The sequence below is a fragment of the Alcaligenes sp. GCM10023179 genome (assembly GCF_042653705.1).
GTDB lineage: Bacteria > Pseudomonadota > Gammaproteobacteria > Burkholderiales > Burkholderiaceae_B > Alcaligenes > Alcaligenes phenolicus.
This window is the reverse complement of sequence record NZ_JBHSIQ010000003.1, coordinates 75884-94749: the sequence shown is the minus strand read 5'-3', so window position 1 is coordinate 94749 and position 18866 is coordinate 75884. Positions and strand designations below refer to the sequence as shown.

Below are 18866 nucleotides of genomic sequence, written 5' to 3'. Positions count from 1 at the left end.
CTCACCCATGAGTCAGACAGCACAGTTGCTGAACAAACTTCCTGGCTACGACACACTGCGCGCCTTGCCCAAGGTAGCGCTGATCGGGCTGGGTGCCGCACTGATTGCTCTGATTGTCGCCCTCTTGCTGTGGAGCCGCGGCCCTACCTACCAGGTACTGTTCTCCAATCTGGACGACCGCGATGGCGGTGCGATTGTCTCGGCCCTGGGCCAGATGAACGTGCCCTACCAGTTCAACAGCAACGGTACCGCCATTCTGGTGCCGCAAGATCGTGTGCATGATGTGCGCATGCAAATGGCCTCGCAAGGCTTGCCGCGCAGTGGCAATGCCGGTTTCGAGCTGCTGGATCAAAGTCGCTTTGGCGCCAGCCAGTTCACCGAGCAAGTCACCTATCAGCGCGCTCTGGAGGGCGAGCTGGCCAATTCCATCAAGGCCGTGCATGCCGTCAAGGAAGCGCGCGTTCACCTGGCCATGCCGCGTGAAACCTTGTTTGTACGTGACCGCCAGTCTCCGACCGCTTCGGTAGTGCTGTCGCTGTATCCGGGCCGCGACCTGAGCGAAGGCCAGGTTTCCGCCATCAGCTGGCTGATCTCCTCCAGCGTGCCCAATCTGCATGCCGACAAGGTGTCCATCATTGACCAGAATGGCCGCTTGCTGACCGCGCCCACTGGCGAGATGGGTGCTGATAATCAGCAGCGCAATTTTGTAAACGATATTGAATACCGAGCCGTCCAGCGCATCCTGACCTTGCTGAACCCCTTGGTCGGTGCTGGCAACGTCCGCGCCCAGGTGACGGCGGAGGTGGACTTCTCGCGCCGCGAGCAGACGTCCGAGGTCTACAAGCCCAATCAGCAACCCGGTCAGGCCGCAGTACGCAGCCAGCAGACCAGTTCTTCCTTGCAGCGCAACCCGCAGCAGCCCCAGGGCGTGCCCGGTGCCTTGAGCAATCAGGCTCCCAACAATGCCACCGCCAATCTGGTGAACCCGCCTGCTGCACCGAATCAGCCCCAGACACCTGCCGCCCCGGCAACTGAGCCAGCCAATGCCGCCGCACAAACCGCCAATGCCACGAACGCTGCAGCGGCCGGTACAGACCCTTCACTGGTGTCCCTGGCCGAACAGGCCCGCTTGCTGCAAAACACCGGCAATGCGCGTAATGACTCCACCGTGAACTACGAAGTGGATCGCACCATCAGCCATGTCAAAGGTCCTTTGGGTCAGCTCAGCCGCCTGTCGGTGGCCGTGGTGGTGAACTACCGCAATACGGACAAGGAGCAACAGCCGCTGGAGCAGGAAGAACTGGACAAGATCCGCGATCTGGTCAAACAAGCCGTGGGTTACTCGGCTGATCGAGGCGATAGCCTGAGCGTGGTGAACGGACAGTTCAACGAGCAAGGCGATATTGATACCCCCTTCTGGAAAAATCCGGAGTACCGCGAGCTCGCTATGGAACTGGTCAAGTATCTGGTCTTTGCATTCATTCTGTTCATGGCATGGCGCATCGTCATCAACCCCATCATCCAGGGCCTGATCCAGGCCAAGGCGGTGGCTGACGCCCGCGTCGAGCGCCAGAAAGAAGAATCTGCTCGCGAACAGGCTGCTGAACAACGTGCCGCCGAAATGAGCCGCTACGAAGAGAATCTGAACACCGCCCGCACGATGGCTCACGATGACCCACGTGCCGTGGCTATGGTGTTGCGCTCCTGGTTGAACAAAGATGAAAAAAATGAAAACGGCTAAACCGGACGATTCCATCGAACGCAGTGCGATTTTGATGATGTCCTTGGGGGAAGATGCCGCCGCCGAGGTGTTTCGCCACCTCTCGCCTCGTGAGGTGCAGCAGCTCAGTACCGCCATGGCGTCCCTGAAGCAACTGACCCGTGCCGATATGGACGAGGCTCTGGAGAGCTTTCGCCAGGAGGCCGACCAGTTCATGGCGGTGGCACTGGACTCCAACGCCTATATCCGCTCCGTCCTGAACAAGGCGCTGGGCTCGGACCGAGCCGCTGGCCTGATCGAAGACTTGCTGGAAAACAGCGAAGGCTCCAGCAGCGGTATTGATGCCCTGAACTGGCTGGATGCCTCCAGCGTGGCCGAGCTGATTGCCGACGAACACCCCCAAATTATCGCCACCATTCTGGTGCATCTGGAGCGTGATCGCGCTGCCGACATTCTGGGCTACATTCCGGATCGTTTGCGCGATGATGTGGTCCTGCGTATTGCTACTTTTGGCGGCGTGCAGCCCACGGCCCTGAACGAGCTGACCGAAGTGTTGAACGGCATGCTATCGGGCCAGGGTGCCAAACGCAGCAAGATGGGTGGTCCACGCACGGCAGCCGAGATGCTGAACTACATGAACGCCAGCCTGGAAGAGTCCGTCCTGACCAGTCTGCGCGGCATGGACGCCGACCTGACCCAGCGCATCGTGGACGAGATGTTCGTGTTCGAGAACCTGGCCGATGTGGAAGACATTGCCATTCAGCTGCTGCTCAAGGAAATCGAGACCTCTGCATTGACGATTGCCCTGAAAGGCGCGCCCGAAGAGTTGCGCGACAAGTTCTTCCGCAATATGTCCAACCGTGCTGCCGAGATGCTGCGCGAAGACATCGACGCCCAAGGCCCGATCCGCATGTCCAAGGTGGAACAGGAACAAAAAGCCATTGTGCAGGTGGCCCGTCGCCTGGCCGAAGCCGGTCAGATTACGCTGGGTGGCCTGAGTGGGGACGAATATGTCTAAGACGGCCTCGTTTGGGCAGCTCCTGCCCGTCCAAGCCGTTATTCGCTTGTGCCCAGGCACGAACCGCCTGCGCGGGAGCCTGTAAATGTCCAGCCACCGTAAAGCCTCGGCCTACTCGGAACTTCAGGAAAGCTGGAGCCGCTGGCAAATGCAGGGGCTGGATGATCCTGTCGTCGCCCCGGAACCGGAAGAGCCCGAGTTCGTCCCTCCTACCCCGGAAGAACTGCAGCGCGATCTGGAAAACCAGCGCAGCCAGGCGCAGGAAGAAGGCCATACCCAGGGCTATCAGGCCGGTTACAACCAAGGCCACGCTGCTGGTCTGGCAGCAGGCCAGGAAAGTGGTCATGCCCAGGGCTATGAAGCCGGAATGGCGGCTGGAATGGCCAAGGCACAAGAACAGATTGACCAGTACATCAAGGAATTTGTCGCCCTGAACCAGAACTGCGCCCAGTCCATTGAACTGATGGATCAGGAAATGGGCCAATCCCTGATTCAGCTGGCGACACGTATTGCCGAGCATGTATTGCAAAGCACCATCAAGGCCGAACCCAGCCGCATCCGCGATCTGGTTGCCGAAGTACTGCGTAGTGATCCAGGCGATACCAGCGCCCTGGAACTGAGCTTGCACCCGGACGACATCAGCCTGGTGCGTGAGTTTCTGATTGAACAAGGCGAGCCCCGCGCCTGGCGTCTGCAAGAAGACCCCCAGCTGCAACGCGGTGAATGTCGTGTGCGCTCCAGTTACGGCGATATTGACGCCACCTTTGCCACCCGCTGGAAACGCGCCCTGGCCAGCCTGGGCTTGCCCGTCTCATCGGAGCCCTGATGGCAACTCCCCTTTTGGCCTCCTCCCCCGAACGCTGGCGCGCCCAGATGCTGTCGGCACAGCAACGGGTCCAGGCCATTGAGCCCAGCTTGCGCAGCGGCCGCGTGGTCCGCGCCACGGGTTTGGTGCTGGAAGCTACAGGCTTGAAGCTGGCGGTAGGGGCCGCTTGCAAAGTGGAGCTGTCTGCCGCGCAAAACATCTGGGCCGAAGCCGAGGTTGTAGGTTTTGAAGGCAGATCCTTGTATTTGATGCCCTTGAGCGAAATTTCCGGCCTGCCTCCCGGTGCACGTGTTGTACCAGTTGAAGCTCAATTGCAGCCGCCGGTTCCGCTGCCCGACTCCGATCAACCGGACAGCCTGCCCGCCCAGGCGCGTTCGCGCCATGTTCCGGTCGGCCCCGGCCTGCTGGGTCGCGTGGTCGATGGCAGCGGCAATCCACTGGACGGTTTGGGCCCGATCGACGCGCAAGCGTGCGTCTCGCTCAGCCACACCACACCCAACCCACTGAAGCGCAGTCCCATCGACACGGTTCTGGACGTAGGAGTACGTGCCATCAACGGTTTGCTGACCGTAGGCCGTGGTCAGCGCATGGGCCTGTTTGCCGGTTCCGGTGTGGGTAAAAGTGTGCTGCTGGGCATGATGGCCCGCTACACCCAGGCCGACATCATTGTCGTGGGCCTGATCGGTGAACGGGGCCGGGAAGTTAAAGAATTTATTGAGCACAACCTGGGCGAAGAGGGCCTGCAACGCTCGGTTGTTGTCGCTGCTCCGGCTGATGTCTCGCCCTTGCTGCGTCTACAAGGCGCAGTGTACGCCACCCGTCTGGCCGAGTTTTTCCGTGATGAAGGCAAGAACGTCTTGCTGATCATGGATTCGCTGACGCGTTATGCCATGGCTCAGCGCGAAATCGCCTTGGCAATTGGCGAGCCGCCTGCCACCAAGGGCTACCCTCCTTCCGTTTTTGCCAAGCTACCGGCCCTGGTGGAGCGCGCCGGCAATGGCGAACCCAATGCACAAGGCCGTTGCGGCTCGATCACCGCGTTCTACACCGTGCTGACCGAGGGCGACGACCAGCAAGACCCGATTGCCGACTCGGCCCGAGCGATTCTGGACGGCCACATTGTGCTGTCGCGCAGTCTGGCGGAAACCGGCCATTACCCGGCCATTGATATCGAAGCGTCCATCTCGCGGGTCATGCCCAGCATTGTGGAGCCAGAACAGATCAAGATGGTGCACCGCTTCAAGGGCCTGCTCTCCAGCTATCAACGCAACCGCGACCTGATTGCCGTGGGCGCCTATACCCGTGGCAATGATCCTGCCATTGATCAGGCCATTGATCGTTTCCCCTGGCTGGAGGCCTATCTGCGCCAGGGCATGCAGCAACGTGTGGACGTGCCACGCGCCTTCGATGAATTGAACGCCGTTCTCAATAGCGAGCAATAGCCATGAAAGCCAACGCTTCTTTACATACGCTGGTCGATCTCAGTCAGAACAATGTGGACGAAGCGGCCCGCCATCTGCAGGAGCTGCGAACAGAACGCGATGCGGCCCAGTCGCAGCTGGAAATGTTGCAGACCTATCGCCAGGACTACGCCCAGCGCCTGCTGGATGTGGGCCAAACTGGGGTAACCATGGCGAACTACCACAATTTCCGGCGCTTTATCGTGACATTGGACCAGGCCATTTCCCAGCAAAATAGTGTCATCCAAGCGCTGGAAGAGAAAATGGAACAGGGACGCCAGGTCTGGTATGGCCATCAGCAGCGCCTGAAAGCGTATGAAACCTTGATCGACCGCCGTCTCCAGACCCAGCAAGTCCAGCAACAAAGAATGGAACAACGTAACAGCGATGAAATCGCTGCTCGTCTCTTTACCCGTAGCCAGACCGCCTATTAAACAAGCGCCGCCATGACTTCGCCCACTCTTTCGGTTTTACCTGCGGCCCCTGCCGCACCCTCGGCCCCCGTCACCAACACGGCCGGGCCTGCGGCTGCGCATGCGCCCAAAGACGAAGGCTTTGCCCAGCATCTGCAAACCCAACAGCAGCAGGTGCAACACAAAGGGGCTGGCAAGACACCGGCAGCCGCCAAGCAGGACAGCACCAAAACCCAGGTTCCCGCCGACAGCCCCAAGCTGGCTGACGCCGTGGCCGAACAGGCTGGTGCCAGCGAGCTGGACCCCTTGATCAAAGACCCGGCCCTGCTGATTGCCGATCAGAGCGATCTGGAACTTGACACTGATGCCCCGGCCGATAGCGGCCTGCCTGCCATGGCCTTGTCGATTCTTTCGCAAGTACAGGCCATCAAGAGCAGCAAGGTCGACCCCAAAAGTGCCCAAACCGATAGCAAACTGCCACTGAGCGCCATCAACACACGCCAGAATCTGGCCGCCGAGCCAAGTAGCCGTCAAGCTCAGACCGCGCCATTGAACGCTGTTGAAGCAGAAGCCGAGCTTGATCTGAGCGCCGAACTGGTCTTGCCTAAAGCCGTTGAAACCAGCAATCCGCTGGCTGCCACCACTGCTCGCAAACCAGCGGTGAACACAGCACAAGTGCTGAACAACAACCCGCCAGGCACTGGCATCGCCGCTAATGTGCCCTCATCCCAGACACGTTTGATGGATGAAGCGTCGGCTTCCTTGGCTAACTTTGGTCGACAAATTGCTGACGATGCCCGTGCCGGCGTGAATCTGAACCTGCCCGCTCTGGATGCTTCCCTGCTAGCGCAACTTGGCGCCGCACCCAGCGCAGTCCAGGCCAACAGCCCGGCCGCCTTGCCCAGCCCCCTGACGCTGGCCATTGCCACGCCGGTCCAGTCCCCCGAATGGGGGGCGGCCATGGGTCGTCAAATGATTACCTTGGCCCAACAGGCTCAAGGCGGCGTTCAAAGCGCCGACATTCGTCTGGACCCACCCGAACTGGGCCCCTTGCGCATTACCTTGCAAATGCAGGATGGCATGGCCCACGCCATGATCACCTCGCCCCATGCTCAAGTCCGCCACGCCCTGGAACAATCCTTGCAGCAGCTGCAACAGCAGTTTGCAGAAAACGGGCTGACCTTGGGACAGGCTGACGTAGGCGACCAGCACGCCTCGCACCAGGCCTTTCACGAGCAACTGGCCGCCAAGGGCAATCAAGGCGATCAACCCGCCTTCAGCCTGAACGGCGTGGCTTCCGCTGACGAAAGCAGCCCCTTGGTGAACAGCAGCGCCACCCGCTCGCTGAACCCCGACGCGCTGGTTGATACCTTCGCCTGATTCACAGTCCCACAGACAGCCCGGCAAAAAGCATGATTAAGCTCGAAAAGCAGCGTCTATTCGCCGGGCCTGTCCTGTCTGACCTCCGGCACAATAGCTCAGGCATGCAGTCAGGCTCAGGCCCGACATGCGTTTGTCTGTTTGTAATACGCTAGAAAATACATCGCTCACATCACATGGCCCGAAAAGCACCCACCAAACTTGCACGCCTGATGAAAACCGGTCTGCTGGTTCTGTTTATTATCGCCGCTAGCGTGGGCGCAACGCTGTACTACTCCCTGCAACAAAGCAGCACGCCTGCCTGGTTAGCCTGGGCGGAAAAAGGCCAATCGGTTGAAGCGGCCCCTGCCCCGGATGAACCGCCGGTGGTCAAGGTCAATGCCAAACCCATTTTTGCGCCGCTGGACCCCTTTACCGTCACCCTGAACGAGAATGGCCGCTCGCGCATCTTGTACGTAGGCATCACCCTGCGTGTCCAGGACGATGGTTCGCGCTCCATGCTGGTGGAGTACATGCCCATGGTGCGTGATCGCGTGCTCAAGATTCTGGCTGAACAGCGCCCCACCTACATCCAGACCTCCGAAGGGCGTCAAGCCCTGGTTGCACAGCTGAGCGCCGGCCTGAAAGAGCCCTACGCGCCCAACACCGCTGTACCGAACATCAATGATGTCCTGTTCACCGCCTTTGTCATCCAATAAATGTCGTATCAGAGCTTCCTATCCCAAGACGAAGTCGATGCACTGCTGGCCGGTGTTACCGGCGAAGGCGCTGACACCAAGCCCTTGAACGAAAACCTGACTGGCGTACGGGCCTATGACCTGACCTCGCCAGACCGGGTAGTGCGTCACCGCATGCAGACCCTGGAGCTGATCAACGAGCGCTTTGCCCGTCGTTTGCGCTCGACCATGCTCAGCTTCATGCGCCGCAACGCAGACATCACCGTCGGTTCCATTCGTATTCAGAAGTACTCGGATTTCGAGCGCAACCTGCCCGTGCCCAGCAACCTGAACATGGTTGCCTTAAAGCCCTTGCGGGGCGTATCGCTGTTTACCTTCGACCCGAACCTGGTCTTTCTGATTATCGACAGCCTGTTTGGTGGCCATGGCCGCTACAACACCCGCGTCGAAGGCCGGGATTTCACCACGACCGAGCAGCGCATCATCCAGCGTTTGCTGACCCTGACGCTGGAGAGCTACTGCGGTGCCTGGGAGTCCATCTACCCGCTGGAAGCGGAGTACATGCGCTCGGAGATGCATACCAAGTTTGCCAGCATCAGCAGCAGCAATGACATCGTGGTGGTGACCTCTTTCAATATTGAATTTGGTGCCCAGGGTGGCAATCTGAATATCTGCCTGCCCTACTCCATGATCGAGCCGCTGCGCGATCTGCTGACCCGCCCCTTGCAGGACAAAGGCACCAACGATATTGACCAGCGCTGGACCCAGCAATTGTCACGACAAGTGCGCAGCGCCGAAGTTGAACTAATTGCCAACTTCGTCAATATAGACATGACCATTGCCGAGCTGACCCAGTTAAAGGCCAATGATGTCTTGCCGATTGAAATCCCCACTCTTATTGAAGCCCACGTGGATGGCGTGCCGGTTCTGGAATGCCGCTACGGCACCTCCGGTGGCCGCTACTCATTGCGGGTAGAAAACATCTTGGCCACCAACGACAGCGATTTGACTAAAGGTAAGTCCCTATGAGCGACCCTCACAACCCTAACGACCGGTCTGCGCCCGAGGACGACTGGGCAGCCGCGATGGCTGAGCAACAGGCTGGCAGCCAAAGCAGCACCCAAGCCCAAGGACTGGAACAGCCCCTGGAGGATGACTGGGCCTCGGCACTGGCCGAGCAAAGCGCAGCCACGCCTGTGCACGAACCCAGCCCGGCCAGCAATCTGTTCCCGCCCATGGAGCACGCCGAAGCGAACGCCACCACCGATATCGACATGATTATGGACATCCCGGTCCAGCTGTCGGTGGAGCTGGGTCGCACACGTCTGACCATCAAGAATATTCTGCAACTGGGCCAGGGCTCCGTGGTGGAGCTGGACGGTCTGGCGGGCGAACCGCTGGATATTTACGTGAACGGCTACCTGATCGCCCAAGGCGAAGTGGTCGTGGTGGACGATAAATACGGTATTCGCGTCACCGACATCGTGACTCCATCGGATCGTATCCAACGCCTGAACGGCCGCCGCTAGAACATGGAACAAGCCCAGCTCGTCAGAATCATGCTCAGCCTGCTGCTGGTTGTAGGCCTGATTCTGGCGGCAGCCTGGGTTGCCCGCCGAGGCGGGCTGCTGAAAAACAAAAACCAGCAACGCATCAAGATTCTGGACAATCACCGCCTGGGGCCGCGCAGCAGCGTGGCCTTGGTCCAGATTGATGACCGCGAAATTCTGATTGGCATCACCCCTCAGCAGATCAGCCTGCTGCACACCACAACGCCCGCTGGCTCCGAGCCGGACTTCCAGGCCCATCTGGACCAGCACCGTGCGCCCCGCTGACCGCATCATGACCGCACTCCTCTCTCCCGCCCAGCGCATCAGCCTGATGCTGCTTCTGGCCCTGATCAGCCTGCTCCTGCCTTCCGAGGCCTGGGCCCAGGCTGTTCCGGCCATTACCAGCACAGCAGGCCCGAACGGCTCGCAAACCTGGTCACTCAGCATCCAGACGCTGGCCATGCTGACCATGATGTCCTTCCTGCCTGCGGCCTTGCTGATGATGACCGGCTTTACCCGCGTCATCATTGTGCTGGGGCTGCTGCGCAATGCCATGGGGACAGGTACGGCGCCGCCCAACACCGTGCTGGTGGGCCTGGCCCTGTTTCTGACTTTCTTTGTGATGTCACCGGTGTTTGATCAGGTGTATCAGGACGCCTACAAGCCCTTGTCGGAAAACAAGATCAGCTTTGAAACCGCGCTGGAGCAAGGCGCCCAGCCCCTGAAAACCTTCATGCTGCACCAGACCCGCGAAGCAGACTTGAAGCTGTTTGGCGATATGGCGGGCGTGGCAGAACTGGAATCCCCCGAAGATGTCCCCTTGCGCGTACTGGTTCCGGCTTTTGTAACCAGCGAGCTGAAAACCGCCTTCCAGATCGGCTTTACGATTTTTATCCCCTTTCTGATCATTGACCTGGTGATTGCCAGCGTCCTGATGTCCCTGGGGATGATGATGGTCCCACCCGTGACCATCTCGCTGCCCTTCAAGCTCATGCTGTTTGTGCTGGCCGATGGCTGGCATCTGCTGCTGGGTTCCCTGGCTCGCAGCTTCTACCAATAAAGGACTGTCATGACTCCCGAAACCGTCATGTCCATGACCTATACCGCCCTGAAACTGGCCCTGTCCATGGCCGGTCCCATGTTGATCGTGGTGCTGGTGGTCGGTCTGGGCATCAGTATTTTCCAGGCAGCCACCCAGATCAACGAGATGACGCTGTCTTTCATCCCCAAGCTGCTGGCCATGGGCATTACGGTGGTGCTGCTGGGCCCCTGGTTGATCAACAATATGGTCGACTACATGCAGGGCCTGTTGCGTGGCATTCCCGGGCTGGTCAACTAAGACCGGCCAGCGCGACAAGGAGCCTTCCGTGAGTACGCAAATCCGTGACGGGCAAAGTGCCATGCCTTGCCCACTGAACAGGCCCTAGGCGTGCCGTGCTCGACCTGAACTCCGCCCAGCTCTATGCCTGGCTCAACGCCTTTCTGTGGCCCTTCATCCGTATTCTGGCCACCCTGGCTACCGTTCCCTTTTTTAGCGAATCCGCCATCCCCAAGCGGGCCAAAATAGGCCTGGGCTTTATCCTGACCCTGATTGTCGCGCCCTCGCTACCGCCCCTACCCGATCTGCCCACAGCCTCTTACGAGGCCCTGCTGATTGCCGCGCAGCAAGTGTTCATCGGTGTCGCGCTAGGTTTGACCATGCGCATCGTGTTTGCAGCGGTACAGACAGCGGGCGAGTTTATCGGCCTGCAAATGGGCCTGTCTTTTGCCTCATTCTTTGACCCCGCTACCGGCGCGAATACCGCCGTGCTGTCGCGGCTGCTGAACGTGATTGCGGTGCTGACCTTTCTGGCCCTGAACGGCCACCTGCTCTTGCTGGGTGTGCTGGTGCGCACCTTCCATGTGCTGCCCATCGGCGCGGACCTGAACATCAATGGCTGGGGTGCCTTGCTCGATTGGAGCAGCGAATTGTGGGTGTCGGGCATGTTGCTGGCCTTGCCGCTGATTATCGTGCTGCTGACCATTAACCTGGCCTTTGGGATCTTGAACCGTACCGCCCAGCAATTGACGATTTTTGCTGTGGGTTTCCCAATTACGCTGACAATCGGCCTGACCTTGCTGACCGTGGTCATTCCTCAGACTACGCCCTTTCTGACCCAGCTATTCAACTCCGGCTACGAAGCCATGATGCGGGTCGCGCTGGGGCTGGCAGGCTCTTAAAACGCGTGCGCCTGCCGCTGCTTGTGCGATTGCATCAAGCGCCGAGCCTGGCCTATGGTCAGGATGCCTTTTTGCTTGGCGCGCCCAATCAGTAATTGCATCAACTGTGCACTGACCAGGGCATCTCCCAAGGCATCATGGCGGTCACTTACCGGCAGGCCACAATATTTCAGGCAATCGTCCAGGCCCAGACGACGTCCACGCCAGTCGGGCAATACACAGGCAGCCAGTTCAGCCAAATCCAGAGCCAAAGGCCGGGCCTGTTCCAGGCCCGCCTTCGGCCAGGCACGATCCAGAAACGCCAGATCAAAGTCGGCATCCCAGGCGACCCATACCGTGTTTTCGGAATAGCGGGCAAAGTCCCGCATCAACTGGGGTAGTGGCTCGCCTTCTTCCTGTTGTTGCGGGCTAATCTCATGAATCAGCAGACTTTCATGACTGCGCTCACCCTGGGACCGAACCAGACCGGACCAGATATTGCCCAAGGCAATCGAACCGTTTTCCAGGCGGACCGCACCCATCTGAACGATATGGTGGCGCTTGGGCTCCAGACCACTGGTTTCCAGATCCAGCACCGTAAAGGCCGCTTCGTCCAAAGCCAGTTCGTCCACCCCACTCCAGGACAAGGAGGGACTGCGTGCGGCAAAAGAGGATTTACGCCAAGGTAGCCAGGAAAGCAGTTTCATAAGCGATACCGGAAAGCCAGAATACGTTGGGCACGGCGCACTTGCGACAAGGCTTCACGCAAGACACGTGCATCCAGTGCACCTAAAGTACTCAAACGCACCAGATTGTTGGGCTCCTGCCCCTGCTGCAACTGGGTTTGATGATGTTGCAAGCGCAGCAATTGCAAATAGCGGTAGGCCTCGCACAGGCCCTCCGACTCCTCGTCTGTGAAGACACCGCGCTGAGTCAGCACGGCCAGCCTGTCCATGGACGAGGCCAGTTCGCAACCATGCGCCAGGGCCAGCACCCGCAGCACATCCACCATCGGTGCCAAGGCCTGTTTCTTGATGTCCAGCTTGTCATCGCCCTGCCCCATCAGCGCTTCCAGACGACTGCGCTTTTTACCGCTGGGAATACGGGTCTGACAGGTACTTTGAGCCAGCATGCGCTGGAACACAGGGTTATCGTTCACCATGCCCAGTACCCGGCGCTGCATGCGTTGCAGCATACTGCTCTGGCCCCAGATGGCGCGGCAGTCAAAGTAAATCGTGGACTCCAGCAATTGCTCGGGCGCAGGCCGTTCAATCATGATCTGGAAACGATGCAGCCATTCGGCTTCAGACAGGCAGAGGTCAGGATTGCTGGCCATGATATTGCCAGTGCACCAGGCCATCCCGCAGCGGTCCAGGGCCTCGTTCACCCGACGCGCAAAAGGCAGGAGCAAGGCGCGATGGGCTTGGGCCTGTTCGGGCGAATGGGCGGCAAATAAAATGCCATTGTCCTGATCGGTATGACGGGTTTGCTCGCCACGGGCCTGACTACCAAAAGCCAGCCAGCAGAACTCGATGCCATCCAGCCCGGAGCCGGGCAAGCTCAATTCAATCGTGCGCTGAACCGTGTGATCATTCAAACGCGTAATCACCGCAGTCAGCTGTTCAGAACGCGCACCGTGAGCCAGCATGGCGTCCACCAGCCGACCAATATCAGACTGCAGACGTACCAGCACGGACACGTCCTGGGCACAGCGCAAGGCACGCGACAAATGCACCAGATCCACGCGCTGCAAGGAGAACACATCGCGCTCGGACACCATGCCCACGACTTTATGGTCTTGAACCAGGCAGATATGGCCGATCTGATGCTCTACCATCAGCAAAGCCGCATCAAAGGCCGAGGATTGGGGAGCCAGCCAGACCGGGTCCGGTGTCATGACTTGAGACATGGCCTGGGTCGGATCGTATTGACCACCAGCTACCAAACGGCGCAAGTCTCGCAAGGTGAAGATGCCCAACAAATGCTGGTCCGGATTGACCACCACCATGCTGCTGACCTGACGCTCGTGCATGTCCTTGACCGCCTGCTCGACCGGACAATCCGGCAAACAGCTGAGCAAACCGCGTTCTGTCAGGGCTTGCAGACTCATGTCCAGCGTGTAGCTGGCACCCAGGTCGGCGCTGGCACTTTTCTGGGCACTGCGCCAGACCGAGGCCAGCAGGCTGCTGGCACCACGCAAGCAGTAATCCCGAAAAGGTTCGCTGATGGTCAGCAGATGGGCAACGGCTTCACCAGCCACGCACAAGGTAAAGCAGTCTTCCTGCACCAGGTAATCACTGTCCAGGGCCTGACCCGAAACCAGTTCACGCACGGGCAGAAGATCCCCTTCCACATACTCGTGAGTTTCACCGTGTTCCTGGCTGGATATCTGACCTTGGCGAACAAGGTAGAGCTGATCAACACGCGCGCCTTCTTCCAACAGCACCTGTCCGGCTGAAAAAAACCGTAGCTCGCTATGCTCGATCAGGTAATCGCAGTGCTGCGCCTGCATCTGATCGAAAGGCGGGTAAGCAATCAACCAGGCCAAGATGCCGGGCGCCTTTTGGCGCACCGCCGTCTTGGCCACGGATTCACCGGGAATCGCGAAGGACATGGGCGTCTCTGCTGGCTATAGGCAAAGAATTATTGTGCCATGCAGCATGTCCCTCGCGGACCCTGTTTTTCTAGGGGATTTCAACTATAGGCATGCGCCTTTTTTTCCCCTCAAAGCGCTTAACGCAAACGATCGTAGTCGCGCTCGGCCATATCGATGACATCGCCTTCCTGAACCTTGAATTGGGAAACCGCCTCGGCCAGGGTCTCGGATTGAGACTGCAAAGAGCCTGCTGCCGCAGCCGCCTCTTCCACCAGCGAGGCATTTTGCTGCACCACAGCATCCATTTGTGCCACGGCAGTATTGATCTGTTCGATACCCGCCGTTTGCTCTTGAGAGGCCGAGGAAATCTCGCTCATCAAGGTGGTCACGCTATTTACCGCGCGCACCACTTCCTGAATAATGTCGCCCGCGCTGGCCACTTGCTGTGTACCGGTCTGGACTTCATTTTGCGAGGCTTCAATCAGGCCCTTGATTTCCTTGGCCGCTTGCGCGCTGCGCTGCGCCAGGCTGCGTACTTCGCCCGCTACCACCGCAAAGCCCTTGCCCTGCTCACCGGCACGGGCGGCTTCCACGGCGGCGTTCAAAGCCAGAATATTGGTTTGGAAAGCAATACCGTCAATCACGTTAACGATGTCTGCCACTTGGCCGGAACGCGCAGAGATCTGGTTCATGGTATTGACCACGGCACCGACCGACTCCCCACCCTGGCGAGCAACCTTGGCGGCGTTATGAGCCAGCTGGTCTGCCTGATGAGCATTGTCTGCGTTCTGGCGCACCGTGCTGGCCAATTCTTCCAGACTGGCCGCCGTTTCCTGCAAGGCGGCGGCTTGTTGTTCGGTACGGGAACTCAAGTCGGTATTGCCTGCAAAAATCTGCGAGGAACCTGAAGCAATTTCGTCCACACCTTGGCGAACAGTCAGCACAATGCCTTGCAAGCTTTGCTGCATGCGGCGCATGGCATCATACAAAACACCGACTTCATTGGCCGAACGATAGGTAATCTTCTTGGTCAGATCGCCATTGGCAATATGGTCAAAATGCACACCGGCTTCACGCAGGGGAGCCAAAGCGGTACGACCCAGCACCAGGCGCAGCGCCACAATAATGGCCAAGCCAATCAGCAAGCCCAAACCAATCGCGCTATTGGCAACGCGGGTTTGCAATTGAGCTTGTTCCAGCAGCAAATCCGTCTGATCGTTGTAGAACTTGCTCAACTCTTCAATACGGAACTGGAAAGTGGCCGCACGCAGCACACCAAAACCTTCGCTGACGAAGTAAAAAGTGCTGTAATCGCGTGTCTCCAGGGCCTGAACCATAGGCTCAATGCCATCGTCCAGATACGCCTGGTAGGAAGCCACCAAACCCATGGCCAGTCGGCGCAGCTCCGGTTCGGTAGGCATATTGGCACGGATATCCGCAAAGGCCTTGCGTACCTCATCCAGCTTCTGGTTGGCCATAATCACCAGATTGTCTGCACTTTGCAGCATATTGGCGTCGTTATCGATGCCAGCTTCCTGATAAAAGCGCGCTGCGCTCATCAAGCTAAGGCGCGCTTCCATCATATTGTTATTGAGCTGCAGAATCTGTACGGAACGATCTGCCTGACGATTGATGGTACGCAGCGCATCGCCGCTTTGCTGCAGGTAGTAAGCCGCCAGGCCGCCCACGGCCACAATCAGGACCATGAACAAGCCCATGCAGATCATCAGCATGGTGCTGATCTTCAGGCCCGAAGCGGACTTCAGACTGGGGCGAAATGATTTTGAGGAACGACGTTTAGAAGCGCGGGACGCGGACGGAAGACTGCTTTCAATACCCAGCATTTGCTAAATCCAAAGAAAACTCTAGTGGCTGACCGGCAAGATGGTGATCATGTCCGTGCCAGGGTGCTCAATCGTGACCGAGCCTGTCGTGGTACTACGCGCTTGCTCGCGATACATGGAAGGAATATGACTGCGTTTGACCACTTGCTGGAAACGCCCCTGGGCATCAAATTGAAGCCACAGTTCCTGTCGAAAATAGACCGCATCCGTTGCCAGGGTTGTGCCCTGGAACCACACGGCCATTTCACTGCCATCGAGCTGTCGGTAGACCTGATGAGGACGACCTTGCAAGGACAGCTCGGCATCGGCACGAGTACTTTGGCCCAGGATCAGATCATTCAACCCCGAGGCCTTGAAGGAGGAACCCTGGGTGGCACACGCAGCCAGGGTAAGCAAGCACAAGCCTATCAGCGTCTTACGTCCCAGCCCGACCCAGGTACTCAGTCGGGTGCGAGACATTAAAACTCCTCCCAATCATCATCCGAAGCAGCGCTGCTGCTTTTGCTCAGGTCCGGGCGCAGCAGGCGCTGGCTATCGTCCTGGGCAGCGGTAGCCTTGGCGGCCGGTGCAGCCTTGGCAGGCGCCGACAAGCCTTTGGTGGCGGGGCTGGCTTTGGTGGCCGCGGCACTGCCATTCAAGGCGGAGCTGCGACGGTGTTCTGTTTCAGAGGAGGCAGCGGCCGCACTGCGGCGGTTGGCCACACGGCGCGCGCTGACGTCAATGACTTCCGTACCGGGCGAACGGAAGAACGCGATGGCCTGGTTGACCTTGGTCACCTGCTCGCTCAGGCCAGAGGATGCCAGAGCGGCCTGCTCCACCAGACGGGCGTTGTACTGCGTTGTTTCATCCATTTGCGAGACTGCGCGATTCACCTGATCAATCCCGGAGGACTGTTCAATCGTGGCAGCGGTAATCTCACCCATGATGTCGGTCACGCGACGCACGGAATCCACAATTTCCTGCATGGTGGCGCCGGCACGTTCCACTTGCGAGGAACCTTCCGTCACTTTGCGCACCGAGTCTTCGATCAAGGCGGTAATTTCACGCGCGGCCTGGGCACTGCGCTGAGCCAGGGCTCGCACCTCAGCGGCCACCACCGCAAAACCCTTGCCCTGTTCCCCTGCGCGAGCGGCTTCCACAGCCGCGTTCAAAGCCAGAATATTGGTCTGGAACGCAATGCTGTCGATCACGCCCACAATGTCGGAAATCTTGTTGGAGCTGGCCGAAATGCCTTGCATGGTTGCAACCACTTCATTGACGGCACTACCACCACGATGAGCCACATCCGATGCAGTGGCGGCCAACTGGTTGGCTTGCTGGGCGTTGTCCGCGTTCTGGCGAACAGTGCCGGCCAACTGCTCCATGCTGGCAGCGGTCTGCTGCAAGGAAGCGGCCTGCTCTTCGGTACGGCTGCTGATATTGGTATTGCCCTGGGCAATTTCCTGCGCACCGGCATGGATCTCTTCCAGGCCCAGACGTACCGTCGTGGTGGTCTTGACCAGGGATTCCTGCATGCGGCCCAGCGACTCGAACAGATCACCGATTTCATTGGCGGTCAGCACGCGAATACGTTGAGTCAGATCGCCTTTGGCAATTGCATCAAAGTACGCCGCAAAGTCGCCCAAGGGACGCACCACACGGCGGAAGAAGTAGCTGATCGCGGCCAGGCCCAGCAGCACGGCCAGCACCAGCACAACGGTCAGGACGATATTGAACGTGCTCTGCTGCTCTTGCAGGGTACGCAAGACTTTGTCGCCCGAACCCAGGGCCAGCAGGCCATGAAAGTAATACAGCGCCCAACCTGCCATGGCCACTGTCAATGCCATCAGAGCAGCAATACAAAAGGTCATGCCGACCTTTAGACTCAAATTCTTAAAAAGCATAGAAGATTCCCGCACGTGGTGCTTGACTGCCGGTTTAAGGAAAAACCACCCAAAAAAGGAACGCAGGCTTAGCGATTCATATTGAACAAGCTCATGCTCTGAATCGTCTGGAACGCCATGGCCGACATTTCCAGCGCAGCCTTGCGCAACTCCAGATCGGTGGAAGCCTGAAAAATATTCAGATCCTCCAGACGCGAGAGTTCATTGGTGTAGTTCAAAGCACGAGCCGCGCCGTTGGCGCTCAAGGCATCAATCTCGTTCATGCGCGTACCCACCGAGGAAATCACGGTCTGCACGTTATCGAAGTTTTCCCCGATACGTTGCATGGCCGAGTTCATCGCGTTGCGGAACTCTGCCTGCCCAGCGGGATCGCCACTGACAGGTTTACGCAGGGCCTCAACCACCGATTGCAAGGTGTTGAACATGTTCATGTCTGCCGAGCTGGTGCTGTCTACCGAGCTGACCTCGAAACTGTCACCGACGGCAGGCTTGCCTTCGATCTGGACGCTGACTCCACCGGGCAAATTAATGCGTTGACGCTCGTTTTCGTCCAGTACGCCCTGGCTGACAACCGCGCCATTCACTTCGATGTCGTACTCGGTTTCCGAAGTAAAGCGGATGGTGTAATGGTCTTCAGCACCGGCCAGCGAGGAGTTGCCATTAGGCGCACTGACTACAGCCGAGCCCGTATTGGCATTGGCCTGGGTGAAATAGGCGGTCGAGCCGGGATTGGCGCGCTCGAAAATGGTGCGGCCATGATCGGCCGAATCCATTTGACGAGTCTGCTCAACCTGAATATTGCGGCTGTTGGTGTCGCCCGTGTAGCTGAAGGTATTGCCCGTACGCTCGAAGGCCTGTGTCGTGCCCTTGGCACCGGAGAACAGGTATTGCCCCGAACCATCCTTGGTATTGGCAAAGCCAAACAGAGTATCCAGCGCACTTTCCACCACCGTGGCCAAGGTGCTGCGATCCGCGTCGGACATGGTGCCGGTAGAGGCTTCCACCAGACGGGTCTGCACGCCTTGCAACTGCAGGTTGACGGCATTGAGCAGGTTTTCTTCCTCACCCAGGGCACGCATGGCCACTTCACGGTTTTCACCGTAACGCTTGTCCATGGCCTGGGACTGGGCCAGATTAATGGTCTGGGCCGAGGCCAGCGGATCATCCGATGGGGTGATCATGCGCTTTTGCGAGCCCATTTGCTGAAAAACCCGCATCAGATCGGACTGCTGCTTGTTGATCGAAGTCAGGCCCGTCTGAAAGAAAAGAGAAGAACTGATACGCATAGCAAGGTTCCAAT

General features: G+C 58.7%; 19 protein-coding genes. 13 read left to right on the top strand and 6 right to left on the bottom strand.

The annotated features are described in order from the left end of the window. Positions 1 to 7: 7 nt before the first annotated feature. The 13 genes from fliF (at position 8) to fliR (ending at position 11264) form a co-directional block, all read left to right on the top strand. A complete protein-coding gene (fliF, locus tag ACFPDR_RS14390) occupies positions 8 to 1741 on the top strand; it encodes a flagellar basal-body MS-ring/collar protein FliF (RefSeq protein ID WP_088453203.1) in 1734 nt (577 codons plus the stop codon). Continuing rightward, on the top strand, positions 1728 to 2738 hold the full coding sequence (gene fliG, locus ACFPDR_RS14385; protein ID WP_026484542.1) for a flagellar motor switch protein FliG: 1011 nt from the start codon (positions 1728 to 1730) through the stop codon (positions 2736 to 2738). The genes fliF and fliG overlap by 14 nt, the downstream gene beginning before the upstream one ends. 85 nt (positions 2739 to 2823) lie before the next feature. Further along, positions 2824 to 3564 (top strand): flagellar assembly protein FliH, encoded by a 741-nt coding sequence (gene fliH, locus ACFPDR_RS14380; protein WP_021446819.1) that lies wholly within the window; start codon positions 2824 to 2826, stop codon positions 3562 to 3564. After that, positions 3564 to 5006: a flagellar protein export ATPase FliI gene (gene fliI / locus ACFPDR_RS14375; protein ID WP_371477461.1), complete on the top strand. Its 1443-nt coding sequence runs from the start codon at positions 3564 to 3566 to the stop codon at positions 5004 to 5006. Before fliH ends, fliI begins: the two co-directional genes overlap by 1 nt. Before the next feature lie 2 nt (positions 5007 to 5008). Further along, positions 5009 to 5458: a flagellar export protein FliJ gene (gene fliJ, locus ACFPDR_RS14370; protein ID WP_376911303.1), complete on the top strand. Its 450-nt coding sequence runs from the start codon at positions 5009 to 5011 to the stop codon at positions 5456 to 5458. 12 nt (positions 5459 to 5470) lie between these two features. Then, positions 5471 to 6817, top strand: a complete 1347-nt coding sequence (locus ACFPDR_RS14365; RefSeq protein ID WP_376911301.1) for a flagellar hook-length control protein FliK — start codon at positions 5471 to 5473, stop codon at positions 6815 to 6817. 212 nt (positions 6818 to 7029) lie between these two features. After that, positions 7030 to 7515: a flagellar basal body-associated FliL family protein gene (locus ACFPDR_RS14360; protein ID WP_226349333.1), complete on the top strand. Its 486-nt coding sequence runs from the start codon at positions 7030 to 7032 to the stop codon at positions 7513 to 7515. Continuing rightward, positions 7516 to 8523, top strand: a complete 1008-nt coding sequence (gene fliM / locus ACFPDR_RS14355; protein WP_009458081.1) for a flagellar motor switch protein FliM — start codon at positions 7516 to 7518, stop codon at positions 8521 to 8523. Then, positions 8520 to 9023 (top strand): flagellar motor switch protein FliN, encoded by a 504-nt coding sequence (fliN, locus tag ACFPDR_RS14350; RefSeq protein ID WP_009458083.1) that lies wholly within the window; start codon positions 8520 to 8522, stop codon positions 9021 to 9023. The genes fliM and fliN overlap by 4 nt, the downstream gene beginning before the upstream one ends. Before the next feature lie 3 nt (positions 9024 to 9026). Then, positions 9027 to 9329: a flagellar biosynthetic protein FliO gene (gene fliO, locus ACFPDR_RS14345; RefSeq protein ID WP_376911297.1), complete on the top strand. Its 303-nt coding sequence runs from the start codon at positions 9027 to 9029 to the stop codon at positions 9327 to 9329. A 7-nt stretch (positions 9330 to 9336) separates the two neighbouring features. Continuing rightward, a complete protein-coding gene (gene fliP, locus ACFPDR_RS14340) occupies positions 9337 to 10104 on the top strand; it encodes a flagellar type III secretion system pore protein FliP (protein WP_376911296.1) in 768 nt (255 codons plus the stop codon). A gap of 9 nt (positions 10105 to 10113) precedes the next feature. Then, positions 10114 to 10383 (top strand): flagellar biosynthesis protein FliQ, encoded by a 270-nt coding sequence (gene fliQ / locus ACFPDR_RS14335; protein ID WP_003804652.1) that lies wholly within the window; start codon positions 10114 to 10116, stop codon positions 10381 to 10383. Between the two features lie 95 nt (positions 10384 to 10478). Beyond that, positions 10479 to 11264: a flagellar biosynthetic protein FliR gene (fliR, locus tag ACFPDR_RS14330; RefSeq protein WP_088452383.1), complete on the top strand. Its 786-nt coding sequence runs from the start codon at positions 10479 to 10481 to the stop codon at positions 11262 to 11264. Here fliR and ACFPDR_RS14325 read toward each other — a convergent pair. The 6 genes from ACFPDR_RS14325 to flgL form a co-directional block, all read right to left on the bottom strand. After that, positions 11261 to 11950, bottom strand: coding sequence for a PolC-type DNA polymerase III (locus ACFPDR_RS14325; protein ID WP_026484548.1), 690 nt, complete (start codon positions 11948 to 11950; stop codon positions 11261 to 11263). The two genes, fliR and ACFPDR_RS14325, sit on opposite strands and share 4 nt — an antisense overlap. Then, on the bottom strand, positions 11947 to 13857 hold the full coding sequence (locus ACFPDR_RS14320) for a DUF294 nucleotidyltransferase-like domain-containing protein (RefSeq protein WP_137431359.1): 1911 nt from the start codon (positions 13855 to 13857) through the stop codon (positions 11947 to 11949). Before ACFPDR_RS14320 ends, ACFPDR_RS14325 begins: the two co-directional genes overlap by 4 nt. Before the next feature lie 119 nt (positions 13858 to 13976). After that, positions 13977 to 15683, bottom strand: a complete 1707-nt coding sequence (locus ACFPDR_RS14315) for a methyl-accepting chemotaxis protein (RefSeq protein WP_083053884.1) — start codon at positions 15681 to 15683, stop codon at positions 13977 to 13979. A gap of 21 nt (positions 15684 to 15704) precedes the next feature. Next, positions 15705 to 16142, bottom strand: coding sequence for a hypothetical protein (locus tag ACFPDR_RS14310; RefSeq protein ID WP_035269056.1), 438 nt, complete (start codon positions 16140 to 16142; stop codon positions 15705 to 15707). Further along, positions 16142 to 17566 carry a methyl-accepting chemotaxis protein gene (locus tag ACFPDR_RS14305; RefSeq protein WP_376911292.1) on the bottom strand — a complete coding sequence of 475 codons (1425 nt, stop codon included), beginning with the start codon at positions 17564 to 17566 and terminating at the stop codon, positions 16142 to 16144. Before ACFPDR_RS14305 ends, ACFPDR_RS14310 begins: the two co-directional genes overlap by 1 nt. A 68-nt stretch (positions 17567 to 17634) precedes the next feature. Beyond that, positions 17635 to 18852, bottom strand: a complete 1218-nt coding sequence (gene flgL, locus ACFPDR_RS14300; RefSeq protein WP_376911290.1) for a flagellar hook-associated protein FlgL — start codon at positions 18850 to 18852, stop codon at positions 17635 to 17637. Positions 18853 to 18866 lie beyond the last annotated feature (14 nt).

Bases quoted from the DNA above. Each gene is read 5' to 3' on its own strand.
- fliF (WP_088453203.1), top strand. From the start codon at position 8: ATGAGTCAGACAGCACAGTTGCTGAACAAACTTCCTGGCTACGACACA.
- fliG (WP_026484542.1), top strand. From the start codon at position 1,728: ATGAAAACGGCTAAACCGGACGATTCCATCGAACGCAGTGCGATTTTG.
- fliH (WP_021446819.1), top strand. From the start codon at position 2,824: ATGTCCAGCCACCGTAAAGCCTCGGCCTACTCGGAACTTCAGGAAAGC.
- fliI (WP_371477461.1), top strand. From the start codon at position 3,564: ATGGCAACTCCCCTTTTGGCCTCCTCCCCCGAACGCTGGCGCGCCCAG.
- fliJ (WP_376911303.1), top strand. From the start codon at position 5,009: ATGAAAGCCAACGCTTCTTTACATACGCTGGTCGATCTCAGTCAGAAC.
- ACFPDR_RS14365 (WP_376911301.1), top strand. From the start codon at position 5,471: ATGACTTCGCCCACTCTTTCGGTTTTACCTGCGGCCCCTGCCGCACCC.
- ACFPDR_RS14360 (WP_226349333.1), top strand. From the start codon at position 7,030: ATGAAAACCGGTCTGCTGGTTCTGTTTATTATCGCCGCTAGCGTGGGC.
- fliM (WP_009458081.1), top strand. From the start codon at position 7,516: ATGTCGTATCAGAGCTTCCTATCCCAAGACGAAGTCGATGCACTGCTG.
- fliN (WP_009458083.1), top strand. From the start codon at position 8,520: ATGAGCGACCCTCACAACCCTAACGACCGGTCTGCGCCCGAGGACGAC.
- fliO (WP_376911297.1), top strand. From the start codon at position 9,027: ATGGAACAAGCCCAGCTCGTCAGAATCATGCTCAGCCTGCTGCTGGTT.
- fliP (WP_376911296.1), top strand. From the start codon at position 9,337: ATGACCGCACTCCTCTCTCCCGCCCAGCGCATCAGCCTGATGCTGCTT.
- fliQ (WP_003804652.1), top strand. From the start codon at position 10,114: ATGACTCCCGAAACCGTCATGTCCATGACCTATACCGCCCTGAAACTG.
- ACFPDR_RS14325 (WP_026484548.1), bottom strand. From the start codon at position 11,950: ATGAAACTGCTTTCCTGGCTACCTTGGCGTAAATCCTCTTTTGCCGCA.
- ACFPDR_RS14320 (WP_137431359.1), bottom strand. From the start codon at position 13,857: ATGTCCTTCGCGATTCCCGGTGAATCCGTGGCCAAGACGGCGGTGCGC.
- ACFPDR_RS14315 (WP_083053884.1), bottom strand. From the start codon at position 15,683: ATGCTGGGTATTGAAAGCAGTCTTCCGTCCGCGTCCCGCGCTTCTAAA.
- ACFPDR_RS14310 (WP_035269056.1), bottom strand. From the start codon at position 16,142: ATGTCTCGCACCCGACTGAGTACCTGGGTCGGGCTGGGACGTAAGACG.
- ACFPDR_RS14305 (WP_376911292.1), bottom strand. From the start codon at position 17,566: ATGCTTTTTAAGAATTTGAGTCTAAAGGTCGGCATGACCTTTTGTATT.
- flgL (WP_376911290.1), bottom strand. From the start codon at position 18,852: ATGCGTATCAGTTCTTCTCTTTTCTTTCAGACGGGCCTGACTTCGATC.